Below are 21,011 nucleotides of genomic sequence, written 5' to 3'. Positions count from 1 at the left end.
AGGTGGCAACGATTGCAAGAACATTTGCTGGCTGTTGCCGAGCGTACGGAACAGTTTGCCAATGTATTTGGAGCAGGAGAGTGGGGACATGCGATTGGTCTGTTCCATGACCTTGGGAAATATTCGGACAAGTTCCAACGAAGGTTGAACGGCAATCCAGAGCAAGTGGATCATGCGACAGCCGGTGCTCAAGCAATCATAGAGCATTGGGGCAATCGAATTGGAATAATTCCAGCATACATTATCGCTGGGCATCACTCAGGGTTGCCGGATGGAGGGACAGAGGCTGGTTCGGAATCCTGTTTGGTTCGAAGACTAAGCAGAGACATTGAAGATTATCAGAATGCTTATCAGGAAATTACTCCTCCAGGGAAGCCGCAGCGGGTGCCGCTTGCTCCAGGGCTGCATCCTGGCATGCAATTCTCTCTGTTCATACGTATGCTGTACTCATGTCTAGTGGATGCGGATTCATTAGATACGGAGCGTTTCTGCAATAGGGACCAGTCCGAACTGCGAAGCATGCCTATGAATGTCGATTCTATGCTGGAACGATACTATGAACATATGGCTCAATTTAATGAGCCGAAGACCGATATTGAACGTTATCGTAGCGAGCTGTTGCATGAATGTTTGCAGGCAGCCGAGGGTCCCCAGGGACTATATACGCTGAATATGCCGACGGGGAGCGGGAAAACATTGGCTTCGCTCGGGTTCGCCTTGCGTCATGCTAAGCGCTACGGACTATCAAGAATCATCTACGTAATCCCATATACCTCCATTATTGAACAGAACGCGGCTATTTTCCGCAGCATATTAGGTTCTGAGACCGTGTTAGAGCATCATTCCAACATTCAACGGGACGTGAATCAAGATGGGGAAGATGATCTCGTTCGTACGTTGAATCAGAAGATGCAATTAGCAGAAGAGAATTGGGATGCGCCAATCATTGTGACGACGAATGTTCAGTTTTTTGAGTCGCTCTTCTCCAATAAGCGATCGAAAGCGAGAAAGCTGCATCATATCGCGAACAGTATCGTTATTTTTGACGAGGCGCAAATGATGAACGGTCATTTCTTTAAACCGTCCTTATATACGATGGAGGAATTGACACGGAATTATCGGGTGACAGCACTGTTCTGTACAGGAACACAACCTGAAATCGGCCAGCTGTTCCCGAAGTCGGTACAGATTCATGAAGTAGTGCAAGACGTTCCGCTTCGTTATCAACAGTTTCAACGTACCTGTATCCATCAACTAGAACAGCAAACGATAACGCGGCTCGCAAGTAAGCTTGAACAACACGACCAGGTACTGTGTATCGTTAATACAAGAAAGATAGCGCGTGAGCTTTATCAACAACTTCGTTCGGATGAGATGGATGACGAATCGCACATCTACCATTTGAGTGCACGCATGTGTGCGAAGCATCGGATGGAAGTGTTGGCAGAAATTCGTGAGCGGTTGGATGCAGGCTTACGCTGCTGCGTTATTAGTACGCAATTGATCGAAGCGGGTGTTGATATCGATTTGCCTATTGTCTACCGGGAACTGGCTGGACTCGATTCCATCGCACAAGCTGCGGGACGCTGCAATCGCAATGGAAAGCTGCTAAGAGGCGAAGTTTATGTATTCGAGTTGGAGCAAGGGTTGCCGCCAGGCTGGTTCCGCCTAACAGGCTCCGTGACGCAAACGATTTTGCAGCAGTATCAGAATCAAAGCTTATCGATAGAAGCCGTAAAAGCCTATTTCAAAGAGCTGTACTTCTATCAGACGTCCACATCCATAGATCGAACAGATAAGGAAAATATTTTAGGACGGTTAAATGAACATGCCAAAGCCATGAGCTTTCCTTTTAAAGAGATTAATCAACTATTTAAACTGATCGATACCGATATGGAAACGATCATAGTTCCAATAGATGAGGAGGCTCTGAAAGGCTTAGATGAGTTGAAGACAGCCCTTTATTTAAGGCGGCCGATGAGGAAGCTTCAACCTTATACCGTTCAGTTATACCGCGAAGAATTTCTTGCTTATGCACAAGCTCGGGAGATCGAGGAAATACGGAAAGGCGTGTTTGCATTAACGAATGTGAGCAATTGGTATAAAGACGATTTGGGCCTTCTTCCTTACTCGGACGAGCATCATAAGCTGGAAAGTCTCATTATATAAGCATTGGAAAGGGGGAGACCCATGGGATATGGAGTTCGATTGCTGGTATGGGGCGAGTACGCGTGCTTTACTCGTCCGGAAATGAAAGCGGAACGAGTCAGCTATGATGTGATTACGCCTTCTGCGGCGCGAGGCATCTTAGAATCAGTTCATTGGAAACCTGCTATTAGGTGGGTGGTGGATCAGATTCATGTGCTGAACGAGATTCGATTCGACACGATCCGGCGCAATGAGCTAGGATCCAAAATATCTGCAAATACGATTAAGTCCGCCATAAAGGGCAAGAAGCCGATGAAACTGCAAGTCATCACTATGAAGGAGCGAGAGCAACGGATGACGATGATGCTGCGTAAGCCGTCGTATCTTATTGAAGCACATTTTGAGTTAACTGCCCATGCGGGGGAGACGGACACTGCCGAGAAGCATTATAACATGTTTATTCGCCGGGCCAGAAAGGGGCAATGCTTCCATCGGCCTTATTTGGGCTGTCGTGAATTCGACGCTCACTTTGCATATGTGGAGCACGATGAAGCAATATCGGAATCATTCTACCGTGATTCCCCAGATATCGATCTTGGCTGGATGCTCTGGGATATAGACTACAGCCGTGAGATGGAACCTATCTTCTTCCGGCCTGTCATGCGTCAAGGCATCATTGAAGTTCCTGATCTCCTGAAGAAGGGAGGGAAGCAAGGGTGATTCTGCAAGCGCTGTATCAACGGTACATAGATCTGTCGCAAGATCCTGGCTCTGGCATTAGCAAACGCTTCTTTAGTATGGCCGATGTGGCCTTCGTATTGGAGATCGAATTGGACGGATCCTTGAGCCGTATCTTGGATATCCGAGAGCAGAAGGGCAAGAGGCTCGTCCCCGTCAAGATGAATGTTCCGGAACAAGGAGCCAAGTCTAGCGGAATTAAGCCGTTTTTCCTCTGTGACAAGCTTGAATATCTCATAGGCTATGTGACACCGGATGACAAATTATCCGGCAAGAAGCGGGAGAAGCAATGGGCAGATGCGATTGAAAAATTTAAGAGCAGCAAACAGTTGCATCTAGAGGGTTTGACACCAATACATGATGAAGAGTCGCAAGCGGTTATCCGATTCTATGAGCGTTGGGATCCTGAACACGCTAGAGAGCATCAGATAGTCGCGCAAATGGTGGAGATATTGGATAAAACGACGAATCAGGTAGCCATTTTCAAGCTAAAGGGTCACCATCATTATGTGCATGATCGTGAATGTATCCGCCAAAACTGGATTCGGAACAAAGAAAAGGAGTCTTTGCAGGCTGATAAGGTAGGACAATGCATAATAACGGGAGCAGAAGAACGACCGCTTGCCCGTATTCATGAAATGAAAATAAAGGGCGTTAAGAACGCACAATCAAGTGGGGCGTCACTTGTCTCGTTCAATATTTCGGCATTTGAATCCTATGGCAAGGAAAAAAGCTTTAACGCACCGACTAGTGACGAAGCTGTATTTGGCTATACGACAGCATTAAATCAACTATTAGCATCGGAACGGAATCGTTTGACCAATATGGGTGATATGACGATTGTGTATTGGAGTGGGACTCGCGAACAAGGGAATGGTCAAGACGAGATACAGGAGGAAAAGGAGGACTTCTTCAAATCATTCTTCGTTGATCTTCCCACGGAAGAGGGAGAGAACAAGGAGCAAGATCAGTTGCTTCATGATATATGGCTCCGGGTTCGCAATGGAGACGAGCTGACGACTACTATGACGGATGCGCTGAATGCACCGTTTTACGTGCTGGGTTTATCTCCGAACAATGCCAGAATAGGTATTCGTTTCTTTTGGCAAGGCAATATGACGAAGCTTATGGAGCAGTTTAGCAAGCATGTGCAAGATTTGGCGATTGCAAGGCTGCCAGCAGCTCAGGATTTATTTCCAACGGTCACTCGTATTCTGTTAGAAACGGTGCGCAAAGATGCCAAAGATGTCTGGAAATCTATTCCACCTTCGCTTGGTGGTCATCTGTTCCGCTCGATTATGGAGGGAACGCTTTATCCTTATCCACTATTCACTGCAGTATTGAATCGAATTAAAGTGGAAGGCGAAATCAATCCAATAAGAGCAGCCATAATTAAGGCTTATTTAGCGCGATATGCGCGAATTCATAAAAACCTATCATTGGAGGAGGTTGTCACCGTGGAATTAAATTCGGCCACACAAGACGTTCCGTACCGGCTGGGCAGATTGTTTGCCGTATTGGAGAAAGCGCAAACCGACGCCGCCGGCGGCTATAACAAGTTGAACAGTACGATTAAAGATCGGTATTTTGCTTCTGCAGCGGGAACTCCAGGCAATGTGTTCCCTGTACTATTGAAGCTGGCGCAGCATCATATGTCCAAGTCGGATTACGGTTCCTTTCGGGATCGCGAGATTCAAAATATTATGGCGGGCATAGATCAACTGCCTAGTCATCTGAATTTGCAGCAACAAGGTGTTTTCATGCTGGGATACTATCATCAGAAACAGTCTATGTTCAAAAAAGGAGAGAAGAAAAATGAAGAATGAGAGAACGCATCAGCCGATTACGAAGCGGTACGATTTTACGATACTATTCGATGTAACGAATGGTAATCCGAACGGTGATCCGGATGCAGGGAATTTGCCGCGGATGGATGCCGAAACCGGTCATGGCATTGTAACCGACGTATGCCTGAAACGAAAGATTCGCAATTATATTGAAATTGTAAAGCAAGGCGCTCCAGGCTATGGCATCTATGTAACAGAGGGTGCTGTGCTGAATGAACAGCATCGTCAAGCCTATTATGCATTGCGTGGGGAGGATGGGGCGAAGGCTGCCAAGCTGGAACCGAAGGATAAAGCGGAGGCACGCGAGTTGACTCAGTGGATGAGCGACAATTTCTTTGACGTTCGTACGTTTGGTGCGGTCATGTCAACGAAGGTAAACTGCGGTCAAGTTAGGGGACCTGTACAGTTTACATTTGCTCGTAGCATTGATCCGATATTCGCTAGTGAAGTAACAATTACAAGACAAGCAGTGACGCAAGAAGGCCAAGAGAAGGATCGGGAAATGGGCCGTAAGCATGTTGTTCCTTATGGGCTATATCGAATGAACGGCTTCGTATCTGCTCACCTTGCAGACAAGACTAATTTTACAGAAGAAGATTTACAATTGTTATGGGATGCAATTGTGAATATGTTCGAGCACGATCGCTCGGCATCAAGAGGTGAGATGACTTTACGCAAGCTCGTTATATTTGAGCATCAATCAGGACTCGGACAAGCTCCTGCGCACCAATTGTTCGATCGGATTACCGTACAGAAGGTACATGATCGGCCTGCTCGCTCCTATAAGGACTATCAAGTATCGATTGAACGAGAAACACTCCCTGAGGGCATCACCATTATCGAGAAATAAATGACGTATTCAATGACGAGGGAACGTGCTTATACGCCGGGCGGTTCCCTTCGTTTCTTATACTTAACCAACTGCTTCATGAAGAAGAACAATGGGGAGGATAAATCATGAGAAAGCTGCTCAATGTGTTATATGTCACCTCTCCACAATCCTGTATTAAGCGCGATGGTGAAAATATCGTTATTTTAAATGAACAAACGGAGACGTTTTTCATCATGATTTTCTCAATTTAATGTGTCTACTCTATTGAAAGAGGTACATGTACAGTAAAGAATTTAGTTGATTCGATAGGAATTGTGATGATGTTATTTGCAGCTTATTAAATATTAAAGCCTTGGCTTAGAGACAATTAAAAATAACGAATCAGACAAAAAAAGCCTGCACAGGCTCTTTTTATCGTTTAATAATACCTCTTTTACAATGCATTTTAACTGATAACTCCAACCCTTTTAATATGTATTCTATCCCCCCTTGTAAATCATTACGTATATAGTACTTACCGAGTTCAATTAGAAATCGAACAGATTGTTCGTACACGATTGGTTTATTGTATTCATCAATTTTGTTTTTACTTGTCATTTTAAAAGGGACATATGCAGCGAATCGTTCAAGTATACCGTCAATGTTAAAATTATATAGATTAGAAGCCAGTACGATTTTAAACAAAACAGCCGGAATTTGATCCTCTTTAGAAGAAACAAAGTTGACGTATTCATCCAGCACATGGAGATCACCAGAAAGTAATTGATAAAGGTACCTGTTAGCTGTAGCCCATTCTTTAAACTGCGAACTAATTCGCTCGGATTCCTCGTTCTTTTCCCGAATCCAATCTGTATCTTCATATAACGAAGTATAATACAAAGCTTTATCATATAGTCCACGTTCTTCGTAGGCTACTGATCTCAGAAGGTGGGAGTATAGGATATACGTGTAGACAGGGTGCTTCGATTTTCGATTTTCACCTCCTCTCTTAAGATTGGATTGCATTTCGTACTCGATTGTTGCTATTCTATGCAACTCCTGAGCTAATTCCTCGACTTTATCCCAACGATGCAAGGCGCCATAAACATGAGCTAGTTCCAGTAAACCGCCTAACTGATATTCGGAGTCCAGCCGGTCTACATAACATTCAAAAATGATTGCCGCCTTAAAGTTGGCATCTAAATCATTACCCAATGACAAATTAAACAAGCGATAATGGCAAAGAGCTAGACGCTCTGAATGCTGATATTTTTCAGCTTCGGCAACATTTTTATAAATAATTGCTGTTGCTTCTCTATCCCCTTCAGCGAACAATTCCTCAGCCAGTTCAAACAGCATCGGCGAGTACGCAAGATTCTCCAACAGCGTTTGAACCACTTCTTCAACGATATCTAGTTTGCGTAGTTCAGCACAACGTCTCAGGAAAGGCCCTATCCGTCGCCAGGTGACTGTGTGCTTGAAGCAGGCATCCATAAATTCCCTATATAAACTTCCTTCTGGAAGACCCATCGCAGATATGATGAGATCAAATTGCGTGATGGAAGTAAGACGCTCTCCATTAATAAGTGCGCTTAGTGTCCCCGAATTCACAGTAGATAATCTCGATAGTTGATTAATGGATATCCCGTTAGTCTCTAAATACTTGTTCAATTCTGATTGTATCGTGCTTGTATGGTTCAATTCAGACAACCTCCAATCTTTGTTTCGAACGCCCATAATTTGGCATTGCTTATAATATATCGAAATTCGAACACTTGTCAATTAACCTCATAAATTTGGATAAATTGTTGTTACAAGAAGCTATGATGGCGATCTATAGAGAAGTAAGAGGAGATGAAAGCAATGAATTCACTTGCTAAACAAGTTTTCGGAAGAAGCGAACCTACTAAGACGATCCGCTGCAAAACTATCAAAATGCGTGGTACTGAAAGAGGGGGAAACATCACGAGGGATGGATGAGAAGGCCGAAAAATCTTCAGCCCTCAGCTTTTACTCTTAAGATATTCATATATAGCTTTATATGCGGCATGGATCAATCCATATTTGATGCAGGTGTAACGGATTGCGTCGAACGGCCTTCCATTAGTTTGGGTTGAAAAATAACTTTCTGCTTGGATATATCGGGTGTATTTGCATGACGTAATAACAGCTGGATCGTATGATGTGCCATATCGGAAATAGGCTGCGAAATCGTTGTGAGCCGCGGCTGTACGATTTGCGACAGCAGCGTATCATCAAATCCGATGATCGAAAGATCGTCAGGTACTTGAAGTCCCAGATCCTGCGCCGCTTGCAGTACACCGACAGCAAGCATATCGTTACAGGCAAAAATTGCGCTTGGCCGCTCGGAATGCTCCAGCATATGACGCGCTCCATTGTACCCGTCTTGAATAGAGGACTGAACGTTGGTAATCCATTCCGAACGCCACGATATGCCTGCTTCTTTCATCGCTTGCTGTCCACCGCGAATCCGGTGCTCACCGCTCGGACCTGTTTCAGCGACAATCCCAATCTGCCTGTGACCTTTGGCAATGAGGTACTCGATTGCCTGATAACCGCCTTGATGATCATCTACCGTGACGGTATGTACATTTAAAGATGGAACATCTTTTGAGAAGAGTATAACGGGCGTCTCCGTTGCCAAGTATGGATGGAGCAATGACCAGTCCGTAAAATGACACGCTATGATCATGCCATCGACCTGCTTGCGCTGCAAGAGGGAAAGATAATTTACGCTTCGTTCGTCCTCATTGTCAGTACTGCACATTACGATGCTGTAGCCCGCTGCCCGTGCCTCATCTTCAAGGAACCGTGCTGCCTCTGCAAAAAATGGGTTAGCGATATTGGATAGAAGAAGGCCGAAAGTAGAAGTTTTTTTTCCTGTCAGCGCGGAAGCGACTACGCTGGGCTGATATTGCAGCTCTTCCATAATGCGGAGCACACGTTTGCGTGTTTTTTCACTTATATTTCCGGTTTGGTTGACAACTTTGGATACCGTTGCGATTGAAACGCCTGCTGCTTTAGCTACATCGTATATTGTTGATTTCATAACTTTCTCCTTAAATAACATTAAAACACAGTAAAATTGCTGTGTTAACTGAACATGCACGACTTTTGACTTGTAAACTCTATTATAAACAACAAAGGAAGAATGGACTATACCCATTCTCCCTTATATCATATTTGCTAACATAAAGCAGGCAAACGTTCAAATATACTTATCGAGGGAACAACCATTCATGATCAGGATCGTTATGAAACTTCCATGTTCGTTTGGGTCCTGCCATGACATTCAAATAATATGAATCATATCCCGGGGGTGCAGATACGGGATGATAGCCTTCTGGGACGAGCACGACATGACGGTTAGGCACGACAAGCGTCTCATTAAGTGAGCGATCATCGTTGTATACCCGCTGCAGGATGAACCCTTGAACCGGATTGACTTCATGGTAATAGGTTTCTTCCAAATAGGATTCATGGGGCAGATTATCTTGATCATGTTTATGCGGCGGGTAACTGGACCAATGTCCACCCGGTGTATAGACTTCCACGACGAGCAGGCTGTCGGCGGCATTCTGTTCAGGCAAAATGTTGTGAATATGACGCTCCATACTGTCCGAACCGCGTGTCTCCACACCAACCTCCTTCGGATGGATCACACGAGCCGGATATGTACCGCGCCCTGGTGCGGCGCATACAGCGAGCTCCAAATCCGTTTCTGCTGTAATTGTATATTGATCATCATTAGGGACATATACAGAATACGGAGGAATGCGTTCAAAGACACTCATTCGCTGTCCAATCACTCCGAATTGTTTTTCTTGTGTGCTGACATTGGCTTTTCCGCTAAGAAGAACAAGACAAACTTCCTGGTCATTCGTTTTTCGCTGCAGAGTTTCACCGGACTTTAGGGAGTACACCTCAAATCCGACATATTTCCAGCCTGCACTCTCCGGTGTGACACATATAATATTCCCTTCCGCATTGCGAGTATGGGGGGAGACGATAAGCTTAGACATTGGATTGTCCTCCTTCTTTTAAACGTCCATAATCGATTATTTATGCACGATCACATCTTGGATCATCTTCCTGAGTTAGATAGCCTCTAACACAGACACGTGGTTAAGCTTCACAGGAAGTCCTGTAAGAAGGGATTCCTTCGCTGCTTGTGCGAGCCGTTCCGCCTGCAGACCGTCATTACCGCTGCATACGATTGGGAGTTCTCCTTGAATCGAACGGAAAAAATCCTCAATTTCTTTCACATACGCCTGTTGGTAGCGCTCCAGGAAAAAATGAAACGGTTTATCCATCAACACTCCGTCACTTGTTGATATGACCGCGGTAGAAGGACGATCATTCTCTGTGGAGATGCAGCCCTTGGAGCCAAATGCCTCAATTCGTTGATCGTAGCCGTAAACGGCTTTTCGGCTGTTTTCGATAATACCGATCGCGCCGTTTGCAAAAGTAAGCATAACGACAGCGGTATCTACATCGTTCAGCTCACCGATTTTCGGATCGATCAAGTTCGCCCCTTGCGCATACACCTCCACAACTTCACTCTGCATAACATAGCGAGCCATATCAAAATCATGGATCATCATATCCATGAACAGACCGCCTGATTTCGCCACATACTCCGCTGGAGGTGGTTCTGGATCACGCGAGGTGATTCGTAAAAGATGCGGCTCACCGATGATCCCGCCTTGCACAGTGTCTCGTACCTTCCTGTAATTATGATCGAAGCGGCGATTGAAGCCGACTTGCAGGATCACATTTCCTTCACGTACAGCTTGCAGTGCCAACTCTGTAGTTTCAACTGTGAAGCTCACAGGCTTCTCACAAAAAATATGCTTGCCCGCACGTGCTGCTTCCTGAATGATGACTGCATGTGTGCTTGTTGGCGAGCAGATGAAAATGGCTTTAATAACGGGGTCGTTTAACAAGTCTTGATAGTTGTCGGTTACGATCGGAATCTGAAGGCTCGATGCCCAAGTATCCAAGCCCTGCAAATTGACATCAGATACGGCACGGACGCGTGCCATCGAACTGCGTTGAATATGTTCAGCATGAAGCTTGCCGATTCGTCCGGCGCCAATGATACCTACTTGCAACATAATATCTCCTGCTTTCTCTGTCATAGAATGATTGTTTTAGGGAAAGCGCTTAACTCATAAACATCATAATGGACAGTATTTTATTTTTCAAGTTGTGAATTAAAGAACTTAGTGCGTGTCGTATGTGTACCTTGCCCTAAGGCTATTCTTTTATAAATGTAGCAATCCAATATTGTGAAAAAAAGAACTTAAACAGCTTTGTGAAAAAGCGTTTACATTGGCAAAATTGTGTGTTTATAATGGGCATTAAGTTAAGCGCTTAACTCGAATCGTTTAATATTATGACGCGTTATGACGCGGCTAAACAAAAGAGGTGCGAGTTTGACATGAGTACGATTCCATTTCCGGCTGAGCGACCGCTCGATTTTATATCTTTGGGCCGATTGTGCATTGATTTGAACGCCAATGAAATCAATCGTCCGATGGAACAGACGCGGACATTCACGAAATATGTAGGAGGATCTCCGGCCAATATCGCGATCGGGGCAGCGCGTTTGGGATTGAAAACCGGGTTCATTGGCAAAATTGCGGATGATCAAATGGGGAGATTCATTAAGCAATACTTAGTAGAGCAGGGTATCGATGTGACGCAACTGGCTGTAGATGATACTGGAGCAGTAACAGGATTAACGTTCACGGAAATTAAAAGCCCTGAGGATTGCAGTATTTTGATGTATCGTGACAATGTTGCCGACCTGTTGCTTCGTCCTGAAGAAGTGTCCGAGGATTATATCAGAAAGGCGAAGGCGCTGTTGATATCCGGGACTGCATTAGCTGCAAGCCCATCTCGTGAAGCGGTGTTTGTCGCACTATCTTATGCCCGCAAGCACGGCGTGTTCGTGTTTTTCGATCTGGATTACCGGCCGTATACATGGAAGACTCCATCGGAAACAGCGGTTTACTATAAGCTTGCAGCACAGCACTGCGACTTCATCATCGGAACGCGTGAAGAGTTCGATATGATGGAAGCGTTTGATGGCCAGCAGGCAGATGACAGACGAACGGCTCAGACATGGTTCGATCATCATGCGAAGGTCGTTATTATTAAACATGGCGGCGATGGCTCGATTGCATATACGAAGGAAGGACAGTCGTTTAAAGGCGGCATTTTTAAAACAAAAGTACTTAAGACGTTCGGGGCAGGAGATTCCTACGCTTCGGCTATGATCTATGCATTGATGCAGGGATATGATGTGGCTACAGCGATGGACTATGGAAGTGCTTCTGCCGCCATTGTAATTTCACGTCACAGCTCCTCGGAAGCGATGCCTACAGCTGAAGAACTGCGAACCTTTATCAAGTCAACCGAACGAATTCAGCTATAACGAATATGACATGAAAGCCAATATGCGATAGGGGGAAATAAAAATGACAACAGAAATAACCATTCGAAATTTTATTGGAGGAGAATGGAAAGCTTCTACATCCGCTCAATTGGAGCCGGTATACAATCCAGCTACAGGAGAAGTCATTGCCCATGTACCGCTCTCTACAACAGAAGAACTGGATGAGGCAGTGCAGGTTGCATCCGAGGCGTTCAAGACATGGTCCCGCACACCTGTACCGCGCCGCGCGCGCATTTTATTCCGTTATCAGCAGCTGCTCGTGGAGCATTGGGATGAGCTGGCGAAGCTGATTACAAAGGAGAACGGAAAAAATGTAAAGGAAGCGTATGGTGAGGTTCAACGCGGAATCGAGTGTGTTGAATTCGCAGCTGGTGCGCCCACTCTAATGATGGGCAAGCAGCTCCCGGATATCGCAACGAACATCGAATCCGGAATGTATCGATATCCGATCGGTGTCGTCGGTGGCATTACGCCATTTAATTTCCCGATGATGGTACCTTGCTGGATGTTCCCGCTTGCGATCGCTTGTGGCAACACATTTGTGCTGAAACCTTCTGAACGCACACCTCTATTGGCGACTCGCCTTGTCGAGCTGTTCGTTGAAGCAGGTCTGCCGAAAGGTGTTTTGAATGTTGTGCATGGCGCTCATGATGTGGTCAATGGGCTTTTGGATCACAAGCTGGTTAAAGCGATTTCTTTTGTCGGCTCGCAGCCGGTTGGGGAGTATGTGTATAAGCGCGGAACGGCGAACCTGAAGCGTGTTCAGGCATTGACCGGAGCGAAAAATCACTCCATCGTCATGGAAGATGCGGATCTGGATATGACAACGAACCAAATTATAAATGCAGCTTTTGGCTCCGCTGGCGAGCGCTGCATGGCATGCTCTGTAGTGCTCGTACACGAAGCGGTGGCAGATGAACTCGTATCTCGGCTTGTAAAAGCTTCGGATGAGATAAATATCGGCAACGGACTGGAAGAAGACGTATTTTTGGGTCCGGTTATCCGTGAAGCACACAAAGAACGTACACTCGATTATATTGAGGCTGGGGTTAAGGAAGGAGCGCGCCTTGTGCGCGATGGTCGTAACGATGCACAGGCGTCTGGAGAAGGGTTTTTCGTAGGCCCAACGATCTTTGATGAAGTGACGCAAGAGATGAAAATATGGAAGGATGAAATATTTGCCCCGGTGCTGTCGATCGTAAGGGTGAAAAGTCTTGATGAAGCGATAGCGTGGGCGAATGAATCCCGATTTGCCAACGGTGCTTGTCTATTTACAAGCAGCGGCGCTTACATGCGTCAGTTCCGTGAAAATATGGACGCAGGTATGCTTGGTGTAAACGTCGGTGTTCCGGCTCCAATGGCCTTTTTCCCGTTCTCGGGTTGGAAGGATTCGTTCTACGGTGATCTACATGCCAACGGCACGGACGGCGTGGAGTTCTACACCCGCAAAAAAATGGTAACGACCCGGTGGTAATCCCGGATTCGAAAACGGTGATTGAAAGGTGGTAGGTTCTTAGCATGACAACGATTCGTTTGACAACAGCACAGGCACTGATCCGGTTTTTGAATCAACAATATATCGAGTTTGACGGACAGCAGGAGCGATTTGTAAAAGGGGTTTTTACGATATTCGGGCACGGTAACGTGCTCGGTTTAGGTCAGGCGCTGGAAGAGGCGCCTGGGGAACTGGAAGTATACCAAGGCCGAAATGAGCAAGGGATGGCACATGCGGCTGTTGCTTTTGCGAAGCAGAAGCGAAGAAGACAAATTTGCGCGTGCACCTCTTCCGTCGGACCGGGTGCAGCGAACATGATTACCGCAGCGGCAACGGCTACAGCGAATCAGATTCCGGTGCTGCTGCTGCCAGGTGATACATTCGCTTCCCGTCAGCCAGATCCGGTGCTTCAACAGATCGAGCAGACGCATGACATCACCATTTCGACGAACGATGCATTTCGTCCGGTCAGCAAGTATTGGGACCGCATCTCTCGTCCGGAGCAGCTGATGTCCGCCATGATCCAAGCGATGCGCGTGCTGACGGACCCGGCGGATACCGGAGCTGTCACGATCGCACTTCCTCAGGATGTTCAGGGAGAAGCGTATGATTATCCGTTGTCCTTCTTCCAGCGGCGGGTGCATCGCATTGAACGCCGTCCTGCGAGTGAGGAAGCTCTTAAAAAGGCAACAGATGTTATCCGCGCAAGCCGGAAGCCGCTGCTTGTGTGCGGCGGAGGCGTTCGTTATTCGGATGCAGGGGAAGCCTTGATGGCATTTGCTGAAGCGTTCCGCATTCCGATCGCTGAGACGCAGGCTGGAAAGAGCGCGATCCCTGCTTCCCATCCGTGGAATGTAGGAGGAATCGGAGTTACAGGAAATGCAGCGGCTAACAAGCTGGCACGCGAAGCTGACCTGATCATCGGTGTCGGAACGCGTTTCACCGATTTCACTACAGGTTCGAAAGAATTGTTCGGGCAGCTTGAGAAATCGGTATTGGCGATCAATGCCTCGCCATTTCATGCCGGCAAGCTTGATGCCGTCGGTGTTGTAGCGGATGCCAGATCCGCACTCTCCGCTCTGAATGAACGTCTAATGCAGATGAACTATAAGTCAGCCTATAAGACAGAGGTTGAAGCTGCAAAGCAATCGTGGATGACCGAGTGGAGCAGGCTGGCGCAGATCGAATATAGTGCTGATCATTTTAAACCGGAGATTGACGGTCATCTGAATGAAGTTTTGCCGGAATATGTGAAGGTGCTGAACAGCCAGCTGACGCAGACTCAGGTACTGGGCGCATTAAACCATTTGCTAGGTGAAGATGCGGTCGTTGTTGGTGCAGCAGGCAGTTTGCCGGGAGATTTGCAGCGGATGTGGAAGGCAGAAAAACCGGACTCGTATCATATGGAATACGGTTATTCCTGCATGGGTTATGAGATTTCGGGAGCTCTCGGTGTGAAAATGGCAGAGCCTGAGCGCGAAGTGTACGCATTTTGCGGAGATGGGAGCTATCTGATGCTGCATTCCGAGCTGGTCACTAGCTTGCAGGAAAAACGTAAAGTGAATGTGCTGCTCTTCGATAACGTAGGCTTCGGGTGTATTAATAACCTGCAGATGGACAACGGCATGGGAAGTTTTGGCACGGAGTTCCGGGCACGCAACCTGACAACAGGTAAACTCGATGGAGAATTAGTGCCGATTGATTTTGCTCAAAGCGCTGCCGGTTATGGTGTCGCAACGCGGACTGTACGTACGATGAACGAGCTTGCTGAAGCGGTTGAGTGGGCTAAACAACAGACGACTTCAACACTCTTGGACATTAAAGTATTGCCCAAAACAATGACAGATGGGTATGGCGCATGGTGGAACGTTGGCGTTGCTCAAGTGTCCGACCAACCTGAAGTTAAGAAGGCACGCTTGGATCGAGAGCATCATTTGAAACAGGCCAGACCTTACTAAGTGGAGCACTAAAGCATCGGTGTTGTGATATTTGGATTGGTGATTAAGGCAAGAGGAAGAGGTAAAGGCGATCTTGGCTTTTTGCAAGTTCGAGGGGTAACCGCCTTTTCCTTCAGCCATTTTCTTCAAGGGATTGAAATTGATGTTACTCATGCTGGGAGGAATAAACATGTTTGCTGCAGGAACCGTAAAGCTGGGAATTGCCCCTATCGGGTGGACGAATGATGATATGCCTGAATTGGGCGGCTCTAATACGTTTGAGCAATGTGTTAGCGAGATGGCTTTAGCAGGGTTTACAGGAACGGAGATTGGCAATAAGTATCCTAAAAATGTAAGCGCTTTACAATGGGCGCTCCGCTTAAGAAACTTAGAAGTGGCAAGCGCATGGTTCAGCGCATACTTGACCGTTCAGGATTATAAAGAGACAGAACGATTGTTTGTTGAACATCGTGACTTTTTACATGCGATGGGTGCAAAAGTAATTGTCGTTTCAGAGCAGGGACATAGCATTCAAGGTCAAATGGATACGCCTTTGTTTGCAAATAAGCCTGTATTTACAGATGAACAATGGAGACGTCTCGTTGAAGGCCTGCACGGACTCGGCACAAAAGCGCAGGAGAAAGGGATGCATGTTGTGTACCACCATCATATGGGGACGGGGATACAGACCGCAGAAGAGATCGATCGTCTGATGGAGAGCACGAACCCGGCTCTTGTGTCCTTGCTGTATGATACCGGTCATCTCGTGTTTTCGGGGGAGAACCATCTGGATGTGTTGAAACGTCATATGAGCCGTATTAAGCATGTGCATTTAAAAGATGTGCGGGCAGATATAGCGCAGCAAGTTCGTTCAGAGCAGATGAGCTTTCTGCAAGCCGTGAAGTCCGGTGTGTTTACGGTTCCAGGAGATGGTTACATCGATTTCACTCCTGTTTTTCAGGAATTATCGAATGCTTCATATAAAGGGTGGCTGCTCGTCGAGGCAGAACAGGACCCGGAAAAAGCGAATCCGCTGGAGTATGCGCTAAAAGCCAGAGGTTATATCCGGGAGAAAGCGGGCGTATAGGATGGGGAAATTCGTTGTAGGAAAAGAGCGAGGGCAAGACAATGGTCTTTAAGAGAAAAAGGGAGTGGAAATATGCAATTGAACGATCGGCGCATTTCTGTTGGTTTAGTCGGCTTAGGCCGATTGGGAAGACATCATGCAGAAAATTTGGCATTTCGGATACCGCACTGCACATTAACAGCTGTATGCAGTGTGAAGGAGGAGGAAGTGACGGCGGCCAAGCGCGAGCTTGGCGTTCCATACGGATATACCGAATATGAGGAAATGCTGAAGAACAAAGAGCTCGATGCCATTTTTATCGCCTCTCCATCCGGATTTCATTGTAAGCAGATCGAACAGGCCTTGGCAGCTGGCTTTCACGTTTTCTCTGAGAAGCCGCTAGGCTTGTATATTGAAGAAGCGCTGCAAGTTCAGGAAGTTGTACAACGTCATTCCGACCAGGTGTTTATGCTCGGTTTTATGAGACGCTATGACCGTTCTTATGCTTATGCCAAGCGCCAGATTGAAGCGGGATCGATCGGTGAGCCAGTGCTTGTTCGCTGTTATGGACTCGATCCGGCTCAGGCGATGCCCAGCTTTCTGCAGTTTGCCAAGAACAATTACAGCGGCGGATTGTTTCTCGATATGGCAATACATGATCTCGATCTGGCACGCTGGTATCTTGGTGCTGAAGCGCAGGCGGTATGGGCGATTGGCGGTTCGCATCGTTATCCGGAGCTTGACCAGCTGCAGGATGCAGAGACTGGCGCAGCTTTGGTGCAGTTCGAGGGGAAGAAAATGGGGATATTCGTGGCAGGCCGAAACTGTGTTCACGGTTATCATATCGAGACGGAAATTATCGGAACCCACGGGTCTTTGCGCATCGGCACGAATCCGGAGAAGAATCAGGTTACGCTGATGGACGAGCGCGGGGTCATTCGTGAATGCACAAACGGATTTCTGGAGCGATTTGAGCAGGCATATTTAGATGAAGTAATTGAATTCATTCGCTGTATTCGTGAAAATCGAAAGCCGGAAGTAACGGTAGATGATGGTGTTTATTCGACGATTCTAGGCTATGCATGCAAGCAGTCATTCGAAACGGGACAACTGGTTACTGTACAGTCTGTTTCACCGGCTAAGGTATAGATAACGGACAGCTTTAGTTACTCGATGAGCGGAAGGGGGATAAATGATGATTTATATTACAATCTTTACCTTTTTACTTTATACGGGCTTTGTTGCATGGTACTCGTGGTATAAGACGAAAAATGTGGATATGAATAGTTCAGACGGCTATTTCTTAGGCGGGCGCAGTTTGACGGGTATCGTTATCGCTTTCTCTCTTCTTCTGACGAACTTGTCTACAGAGCAGATGGTGGGCTTGAATGGACAGAGTTATGGCACGTCTATGGTTGTTATGGCATGGGAGGTCACTTCGCCAATCGCTTTAATTTTTATGGCATTTGTTTTCTTACCTCGATATTTGAAAGCAGGCATCACGACGATACCAGACTTTCTGGAGCGGCGCTATGATATGCGCACACGTCAAATCATATCGATCTTGTTTTTGCTAGGGTATGCGATGGCGTATTTGCCGACGGTTCTATACTCTGGTGCGCTAGTGTTAGATACGATTTTTAGCTTGTCTTCTATAATGGGCTTCGGTGAGTTCGGTATGGTGCTCATCGTTTCGTTGGTGATCGGTGTTGTCGGTATTTTGTATGTTGTTCTTGGAGGCCTGCGAGCTACTGCCGTGTCAGATACTGTGAATGGAGTAGGACTTATTATAGGTGGACTATTAATTACAGTTCTTGGTCTTATTGCATTAGGAGGAGGCGACATTGTTGATGGCGTCAACACTTTGCTGCAAAAGGAACCTGAGAAGCTGAATGCAATCGGTGACAGTAGTTCCCCTGTTCCGTTCGTAACGATTTTCTTCGGTCTATTATTCAATAACTTGTTCTACTGGTGTACGAATCAGGCGATCGTGCAGCGTACATTAGGGGCTAGTAACTTGAAAGAAGGCCAAAAGGGTGTTTTGTATGCAGGTATGTTCAAAATATTCGGAGCGTTCTATCTTGTACTTCCAGGTATAATAGCATATCACTTGTTTAATAACTCATTAGCAAATGCAGATATGGCTTATCCTTCTCTCGTTATTGAGGTGCTGCCAACATTGTTATCCGGATTTTTCGCAGCTGTATTATTCGGGGCGATCTTAAGCTCTTTCAACGGAGCGTTAAACAGCTCCTTGACGCTGTTCACGCTCGATATTTACAAGCCGATGTTTAAACCGCAAGCGACAGAGAAGCAACTGGTAAGAGCCGGTCGTATATTTGCAATAGTGCTTGGTCTAGTATCCGTAGCAATAGCACCGCTTATTCTGTTCGCTCCATCGGGCTTGTACTATTATTTGCAAGAAATGTTCGGATTCTACAATGTACCAATTATCGCGGCTATTATTGTCGGGTTCTTCACTAAGCGAGTACCAGCGATTGCACCGAAAATTGCGCTGGCTGTACACATCGTGCTCTACGCATTGTCCAAGTTCTTCTTGGGTGAGATTAATTTCTTATACATTTTGAGTGTGTTGTTCCCAATATGTGTGCTCGTTATGCTCATTGTTGGCAAGCTTGCACCCCGCGATGAAGATTTCGTATTGTACAACTCAGGCAAGGTAGATTTGACACCTTGGAAATATGCAAGAGTCTTTACAGTGATAATGATTGTGCTAATGATCTCGGTGTATATATTGTTTTCACCACTTGGTATTGCTGCTTAACTTAAACGTAAAAGAAGCTTGTTGGCTCCATGCCTTCAAGTTTCTTTGCTCCTTTCTTTGCTCCTTCCTTTACTCCTTCCCTTCAAAAAAGCACCCCGTGCCTTATCGGCACAGGGTGCTTCGAACCATTAATTCGCTGGAGCTTCAGCTGTTTCACTAGCGGTTTTATCGTCTGCTTGTTCCAGAGTATTTGTAATTTTGGCTTTGCCCTTCAGTTCTTCGACATATGCGTAATACTGTTGGCTTACCTTCGAAGAAACAAGCTGCTTGCGAATATCTTCTTTCTTCTCTTCAAATGTAGGATTTGTAGCTTCTTTGTGATCTGTTACTTTGATGACATGGTATCCAAAGGAGGTTTTGACCGGCTCGGTTGTAAATTTACCTTTTTCCAGCTTAAAGGCCGCATCTTCAAAGGCTGGGTCCATGCCGGAGTCGCGTGCAAAGAAATTAAGGTCGCCTCCATTTTCTTTACTTCCAGGGTCTTTACTTTTTTCTTTAGCAAGCGTTGCAAAATCAGCACCATCTTGCAATTGCTTAATAATTTCTTCAGCTTCTTCTTTCGTGTCAACAAGGATATGGGATGCACGGATTTGTTCAGGTGTGGCAAAATTATCTTTATACTGATCCCAAAATTCTTTTAATTCTTCATCGGTCACTTTAACTTTATCACCCATCAATTGGGTCAGTTCAACTTGTCTTTTGGTTTGCTCTTTGAGCATGTCCAATGTTAGACCGCTGGAGGCCATTGCTTGGTTAAACGCTTCTTCCGAAGGGAACATGCTCTTCAGGGCGTCGATTTCTTCATTAATTTGCTCATCAGTGACTGCAATGGATTTTTTGGCTACTTCTTGGTCAATCAGCTCTTCAGTGATAAGAGCTTCCAAGGTTTGCTCTCCGCCAGCTTCAACCATTTTGTTATATAAATCATTTTTGGTTATTTCAGTATCATTGACGGTGGCAACCGCTTCTTTTCCGTTATTGGCAAAAGGGTTAACGATCAGGACAACGATCAGTGCCGCAGCCAGCAGTAAGGATGCGATCATCCAGCCTTTGCTGCTGCCTCCTCCGTTTCCTTTACCAGCTGCCGTATTTTCGCTATTACCGCTGTCGAGCGAATCGGCTTCTGCAGTTGCAGAAGGCGTGGCTTTGGTATCATCCAGTGGAACAAGTTCCTCCTGAACCGATTCCGTATCAGAACTTTCATTGGTACTTTCCTCAGAACCTGGTGTTTCCGACTGAGGTTCATTTCCCTCAGGAATGACTGGATCTGGTGTTGTGTCGGTGTTCTGATCTTGGGCTTGTCCTGTATCTTCCCCCGGACCTTCGTTGTTCATTGGCTGCAAATCATCATTTTCTTTCATTAATTCATGGACTCCCTTCAACTGCTTCTAATAATGAGTTGTTATTATCTCTAACCACTTTAACAGATATACGAGCAGCTTACCTTAAGAAATAATAAAAAATACACAATTTTTGAACCAATACTTGGAATGTATGGTTTCCATTTATAATTCAGACACGTACTTAAGTGAAGCAGAATGGTCAAGCATGGACTTGTTGGCTGCATTTTCATATAATAAAATTAACAAAAATCGATTACTGTTGTTTTTTTACCCCCGGGAGATTGCTTCATGTTGTTCAAACAGCATAGCATTTCCGGGGTTGTTGCATTGAGTGCAATTGAAGACTTCAAACATCAT

Annotated in this window: 16 protein-coding genes; 11 read left to right on the top strand and 5 right to left on the bottom strand. The window is 46.0% G+C overall.

Going from position 1 to position 21,011, the window contains the following annotated elements; translation table 11 throughout:
- The first annotated feature begins 12 nt into the window (after positions 1-12).
- The 5 genes from cas3 (at position 13) to C8268_RS23280 (ending at position 5,816) form a co-directional block, all read left to right on the top strand.
- Complete coding sequence (cas3, locus tag C8268_RS02200) at positions 13-2,169, top strand: CRISPR-associated helicase Cas3' (RefSeq protein WP_158702654.1); 2,157 nt, start codon at positions 13-15, stop codon at positions 2,167-2,169.
- 21 nt (positions 2,170-2,190) lie between these two features.
- The gene (gene cas5c / locus C8268_RS02195) at positions 2,191-2,868 is read left to right on the top strand and encodes a type I-C CRISPR-associated protein Cas5c (protein ID WP_106766166.1); all 678 of its coding nucleotides are present in this window, start codon (positions 2,191-2,193) and stop codon (positions 2,866-2,868) included.
- Positions 2,865-4,712 carry a type I-C CRISPR-associated protein Cas8c/Csd1 gene (cas8c, locus tag C8268_RS02190; protein ID WP_106766165.1) on the top strand — a complete coding sequence of 616 codons (1,848 nt, stop codon included), beginning with the start codon at positions 2,865-2,867 and terminating at the stop codon, positions 4,710-4,712. The genes cas5c and cas8c overlap by 4 nt, the downstream gene beginning before the upstream one ends.
- Positions 4,702-5,583, top strand: coding sequence for a type I-C CRISPR-associated protein Cas7/Csd2 (gene cas7c / locus C8268_RS02185; protein ID WP_106766164.1), 882 nt, complete (start codon positions 4,702-4,704; stop codon positions 5,581-5,583). Before cas8c ends, cas7c begins: the two co-directional genes overlap by 11 nt.
- A 107-nt stretch (positions 5,584-5,690) precedes the next feature.
- Entirely contained in the window at positions 5,691-5,816 is a 126-nt protein-coding gene (locus C8268_RS23280) for a hypothetical protein (RefSeq protein WP_272939314.1), read from the top strand.
- Positions 5,817-5,976: 160 nt separating this feature from the next.
- On the opposite strand, the gene C8268_RS02180 is transcribed toward C8268_RS23280, so the two are convergent.
- The 4 genes from C8268_RS02180 to iolG all read right to left on the bottom strand — a co-directional run bounded on the left by C8268_RS02180 (position 5,977) and on the right by iolG (position 10,682).
- Complete coding sequence (locus tag C8268_RS02180; RefSeq protein WP_106766163.1) at positions 5,977-7,245, bottom strand: transcriptional regulator; 1,269 nt, start codon at positions 7,243-7,245, stop codon at positions 5,977-5,979.
- Between the two features lie 352 nt (positions 7,246-7,597).
- Complete coding sequence (locus C8268_RS02175) at positions 7,598-8,614, bottom strand: LacI family DNA-binding transcriptional regulator (protein WP_106766162.1); 1,017 nt, start codon at positions 8,612-8,614, stop codon at positions 7,598-7,600.
- Positions 8,615-8,783: 169 nt separating this feature from the next.
- Positions 8,784-9,587: a 5-deoxy-glucuronate isomerase gene (gene iolB / locus C8268_RS02170; protein ID WP_106766161.1), complete on the bottom strand. Its 804-nt coding sequence runs from the start codon at positions 9,585-9,587 to the stop codon at positions 8,784-8,786.
- Positions 9,588-9,662: 75 nt separating this feature from the next.
- Positions 9,663-10,682 carry an inositol 2-dehydrogenase gene (iolG, locus tag C8268_RS02165; protein WP_106766160.1) on the bottom strand — a complete coding sequence of 340 codons (1,020 nt, stop codon included), beginning with the start codon at positions 10,680-10,682 and terminating at the stop codon, positions 9,663-9,665.
- A 326-nt stretch (positions 10,683-11,008) separates the two neighbouring features.
- Here iolG and iolC point away from each other — a divergent pair, with 326 nt between their 5' ends.
- From iolC to C8268_RS02135, 6 genes are all read left to right on the top strand, one after another.
- Positions 11,009-12,007, top strand: coding sequence for a 5-dehydro-2-deoxygluconokinase (gene iolC / locus C8268_RS02160; protein ID WP_106766159.1), 999 nt, complete (start codon positions 11,009-11,011; stop codon positions 12,005-12,007).
- Positions 12,008-12,050: 43 nt separating this feature from the next.
- Positions 12,051-13,502 carry a CoA-acylating methylmalonate-semialdehyde dehydrogenase gene (locus C8268_RS02155; protein WP_106766158.1) on the top strand — a complete coding sequence of 484 codons (1,452 nt, stop codon included), beginning with the start codon at positions 12,051-12,053 and terminating at the stop codon, positions 13,500-13,502.
- Between the two features lie 44 nt (positions 13,503-13,546).
- A complete protein-coding gene (gene iolD, locus C8268_RS02150) occupies positions 13,547-15,481 on the top strand; it encodes a 3D-(3,5/4)-trihydroxycyclohexane-1,2-dione acylhydrolase (decyclizing) (protein ID WP_106766157.1) in 1,935 nt (644 codons plus the stop codon).
- 169 nt (positions 15,482-15,650) lie between these two features.
- On the top strand, positions 15,651-16,547 hold the full coding sequence (gene iolE / locus C8268_RS02145; protein ID WP_106766156.1) for a myo-inosose-2 dehydratase: 897 nt from the start codon (positions 15,651-15,653) through the stop codon (positions 16,545-16,547).
- Between the two features lie 72 nt (positions 16,548-16,619).
- A complete protein-coding gene (locus tag C8268_RS02140; RefSeq protein WP_106766155.1) occupies positions 16,620-17,675 on the top strand; it encodes a Gfo/Idh/MocA family oxidoreductase in 1,056 nt (351 codons plus the stop codon).
- A gap of 46 nt (positions 17,676-17,721) precedes the next feature.
- The gene (locus C8268_RS02135; RefSeq protein ID WP_106766154.1) at positions 17,722-19,311 is read left to right on the top strand and encodes a solute:sodium symporter family transporter; all 1,590 of its coding nucleotides are present in this window, start codon (positions 17,722-17,724) and stop codon (positions 19,309-19,311) included.
- A 128-nt stretch (positions 19,312-19,439) separates the two neighbouring features.
- Here C8268_RS02135 and C8268_RS02130 read toward each other — a convergent pair whose 3' ends face one another.
- Positions 19,440-20,672, bottom strand: coding sequence for a peptidylprolyl isomerase (locus C8268_RS02130; protein ID WP_106766153.1), 1,233 nt, complete (start codon positions 20,670-20,672; stop codon positions 19,440-19,442).
- Between the last annotated feature and the right edge of the window lie 339 nt (positions 20,673-21,011).

It is taken from the genome of Paenibacillus faecalis, from assembly GCF_900289175.1.
GTDB lineage: Bacteria > Bacillota > Bacilli > Paenibacillales > Paenibacillaceae > Paenibacillus_AQ > Paenibacillus_AQ faecalis.
This window is presented reverse-complemented; position numbering and strand designations above follow the sequence as displayed.

Excerpts from the sequence above, each read along its gene's own strand:
- cas5c (WP_106766166.1), top strand. The coding sequence starts at position 2,191 with ATGGGATATGGAGTTCGATTGCTGGTATGGGGCGAGTACGCGTGCTTT.
- cas7c (WP_106766164.1), top strand. The coding sequence starts at position 4,702 with ATGAAGAATGAGAGAACGCATCAGCCGATTACGAAGCGGTACGATTTT.
- C8268_RS23280 (WP_272939314.1), top strand. The coding sequence starts at position 5,691 with ATGAGAAAGCTGCTCAATGTGTTATATGTCACCTCTCCACAATCCTGT.
- C8268_RS02175 (WP_106766162.1), bottom strand. The coding sequence starts at position 8,614 with ATGAAATCAACAATATACGATGTAGCTAAAGCAGCAGGCGTTTCAATC.
- iolB (WP_106766161.1), bottom strand. The coding sequence starts at position 9,587 with ATGTCTAAGCTTATCGTCTCCCCCCATACTCGCAATGCGGAAGGGAAT.
- iolG (WP_106766160.1), bottom strand. The coding sequence starts at position 10,682 with ATGTTGCAAGTAGGTATCATTGGCGCCGGACGAATCGGCAAGCTTCAT.
- iolC (WP_106766159.1), top strand. The coding sequence starts at position 11,009 with ATGAGTACGATTCCATTTCCGGCTGAGCGACCGCTCGATTTTATATCT.
- C8268_RS02155 (WP_106766158.1), top strand. The coding sequence starts at position 12,051 with ATGACAACAGAAATAACCATTCGAAATTTTATTGGAGGAGAATGGAAA.
- iolD (WP_106766157.1), top strand. The coding sequence starts at position 13,547 with ATGACAACGATTCGTTTGACAACAGCACAGGCACTGATCCGGTTTTTG.
- iolE (WP_106766156.1), top strand. The coding sequence starts at position 15,651 with ATGTTTGCTGCAGGAACCGTAAAGCTGGGAATTGCCCCTATCGGGTGG.
- C8268_RS02140 (WP_106766155.1), top strand. The coding sequence starts at position 16,620 with ATGCAATTGAACGATCGGCGCATTTCTGTTGGTTTAGTCGGCTTAGGC.
- C8268_RS02135 (WP_106766154.1), top strand. The coding sequence starts at position 17,722 with ATGATTTATATTACAATCTTTACCTTTTTACTTTATACGGGCTTTGTT.
- C8268_RS02130 (WP_106766153.1), bottom strand. The coding sequence starts at position 20,672 with ATGAAAGAAAATGATGATTTGCAGCCAATGAACAACGAAGGTCCGGGG.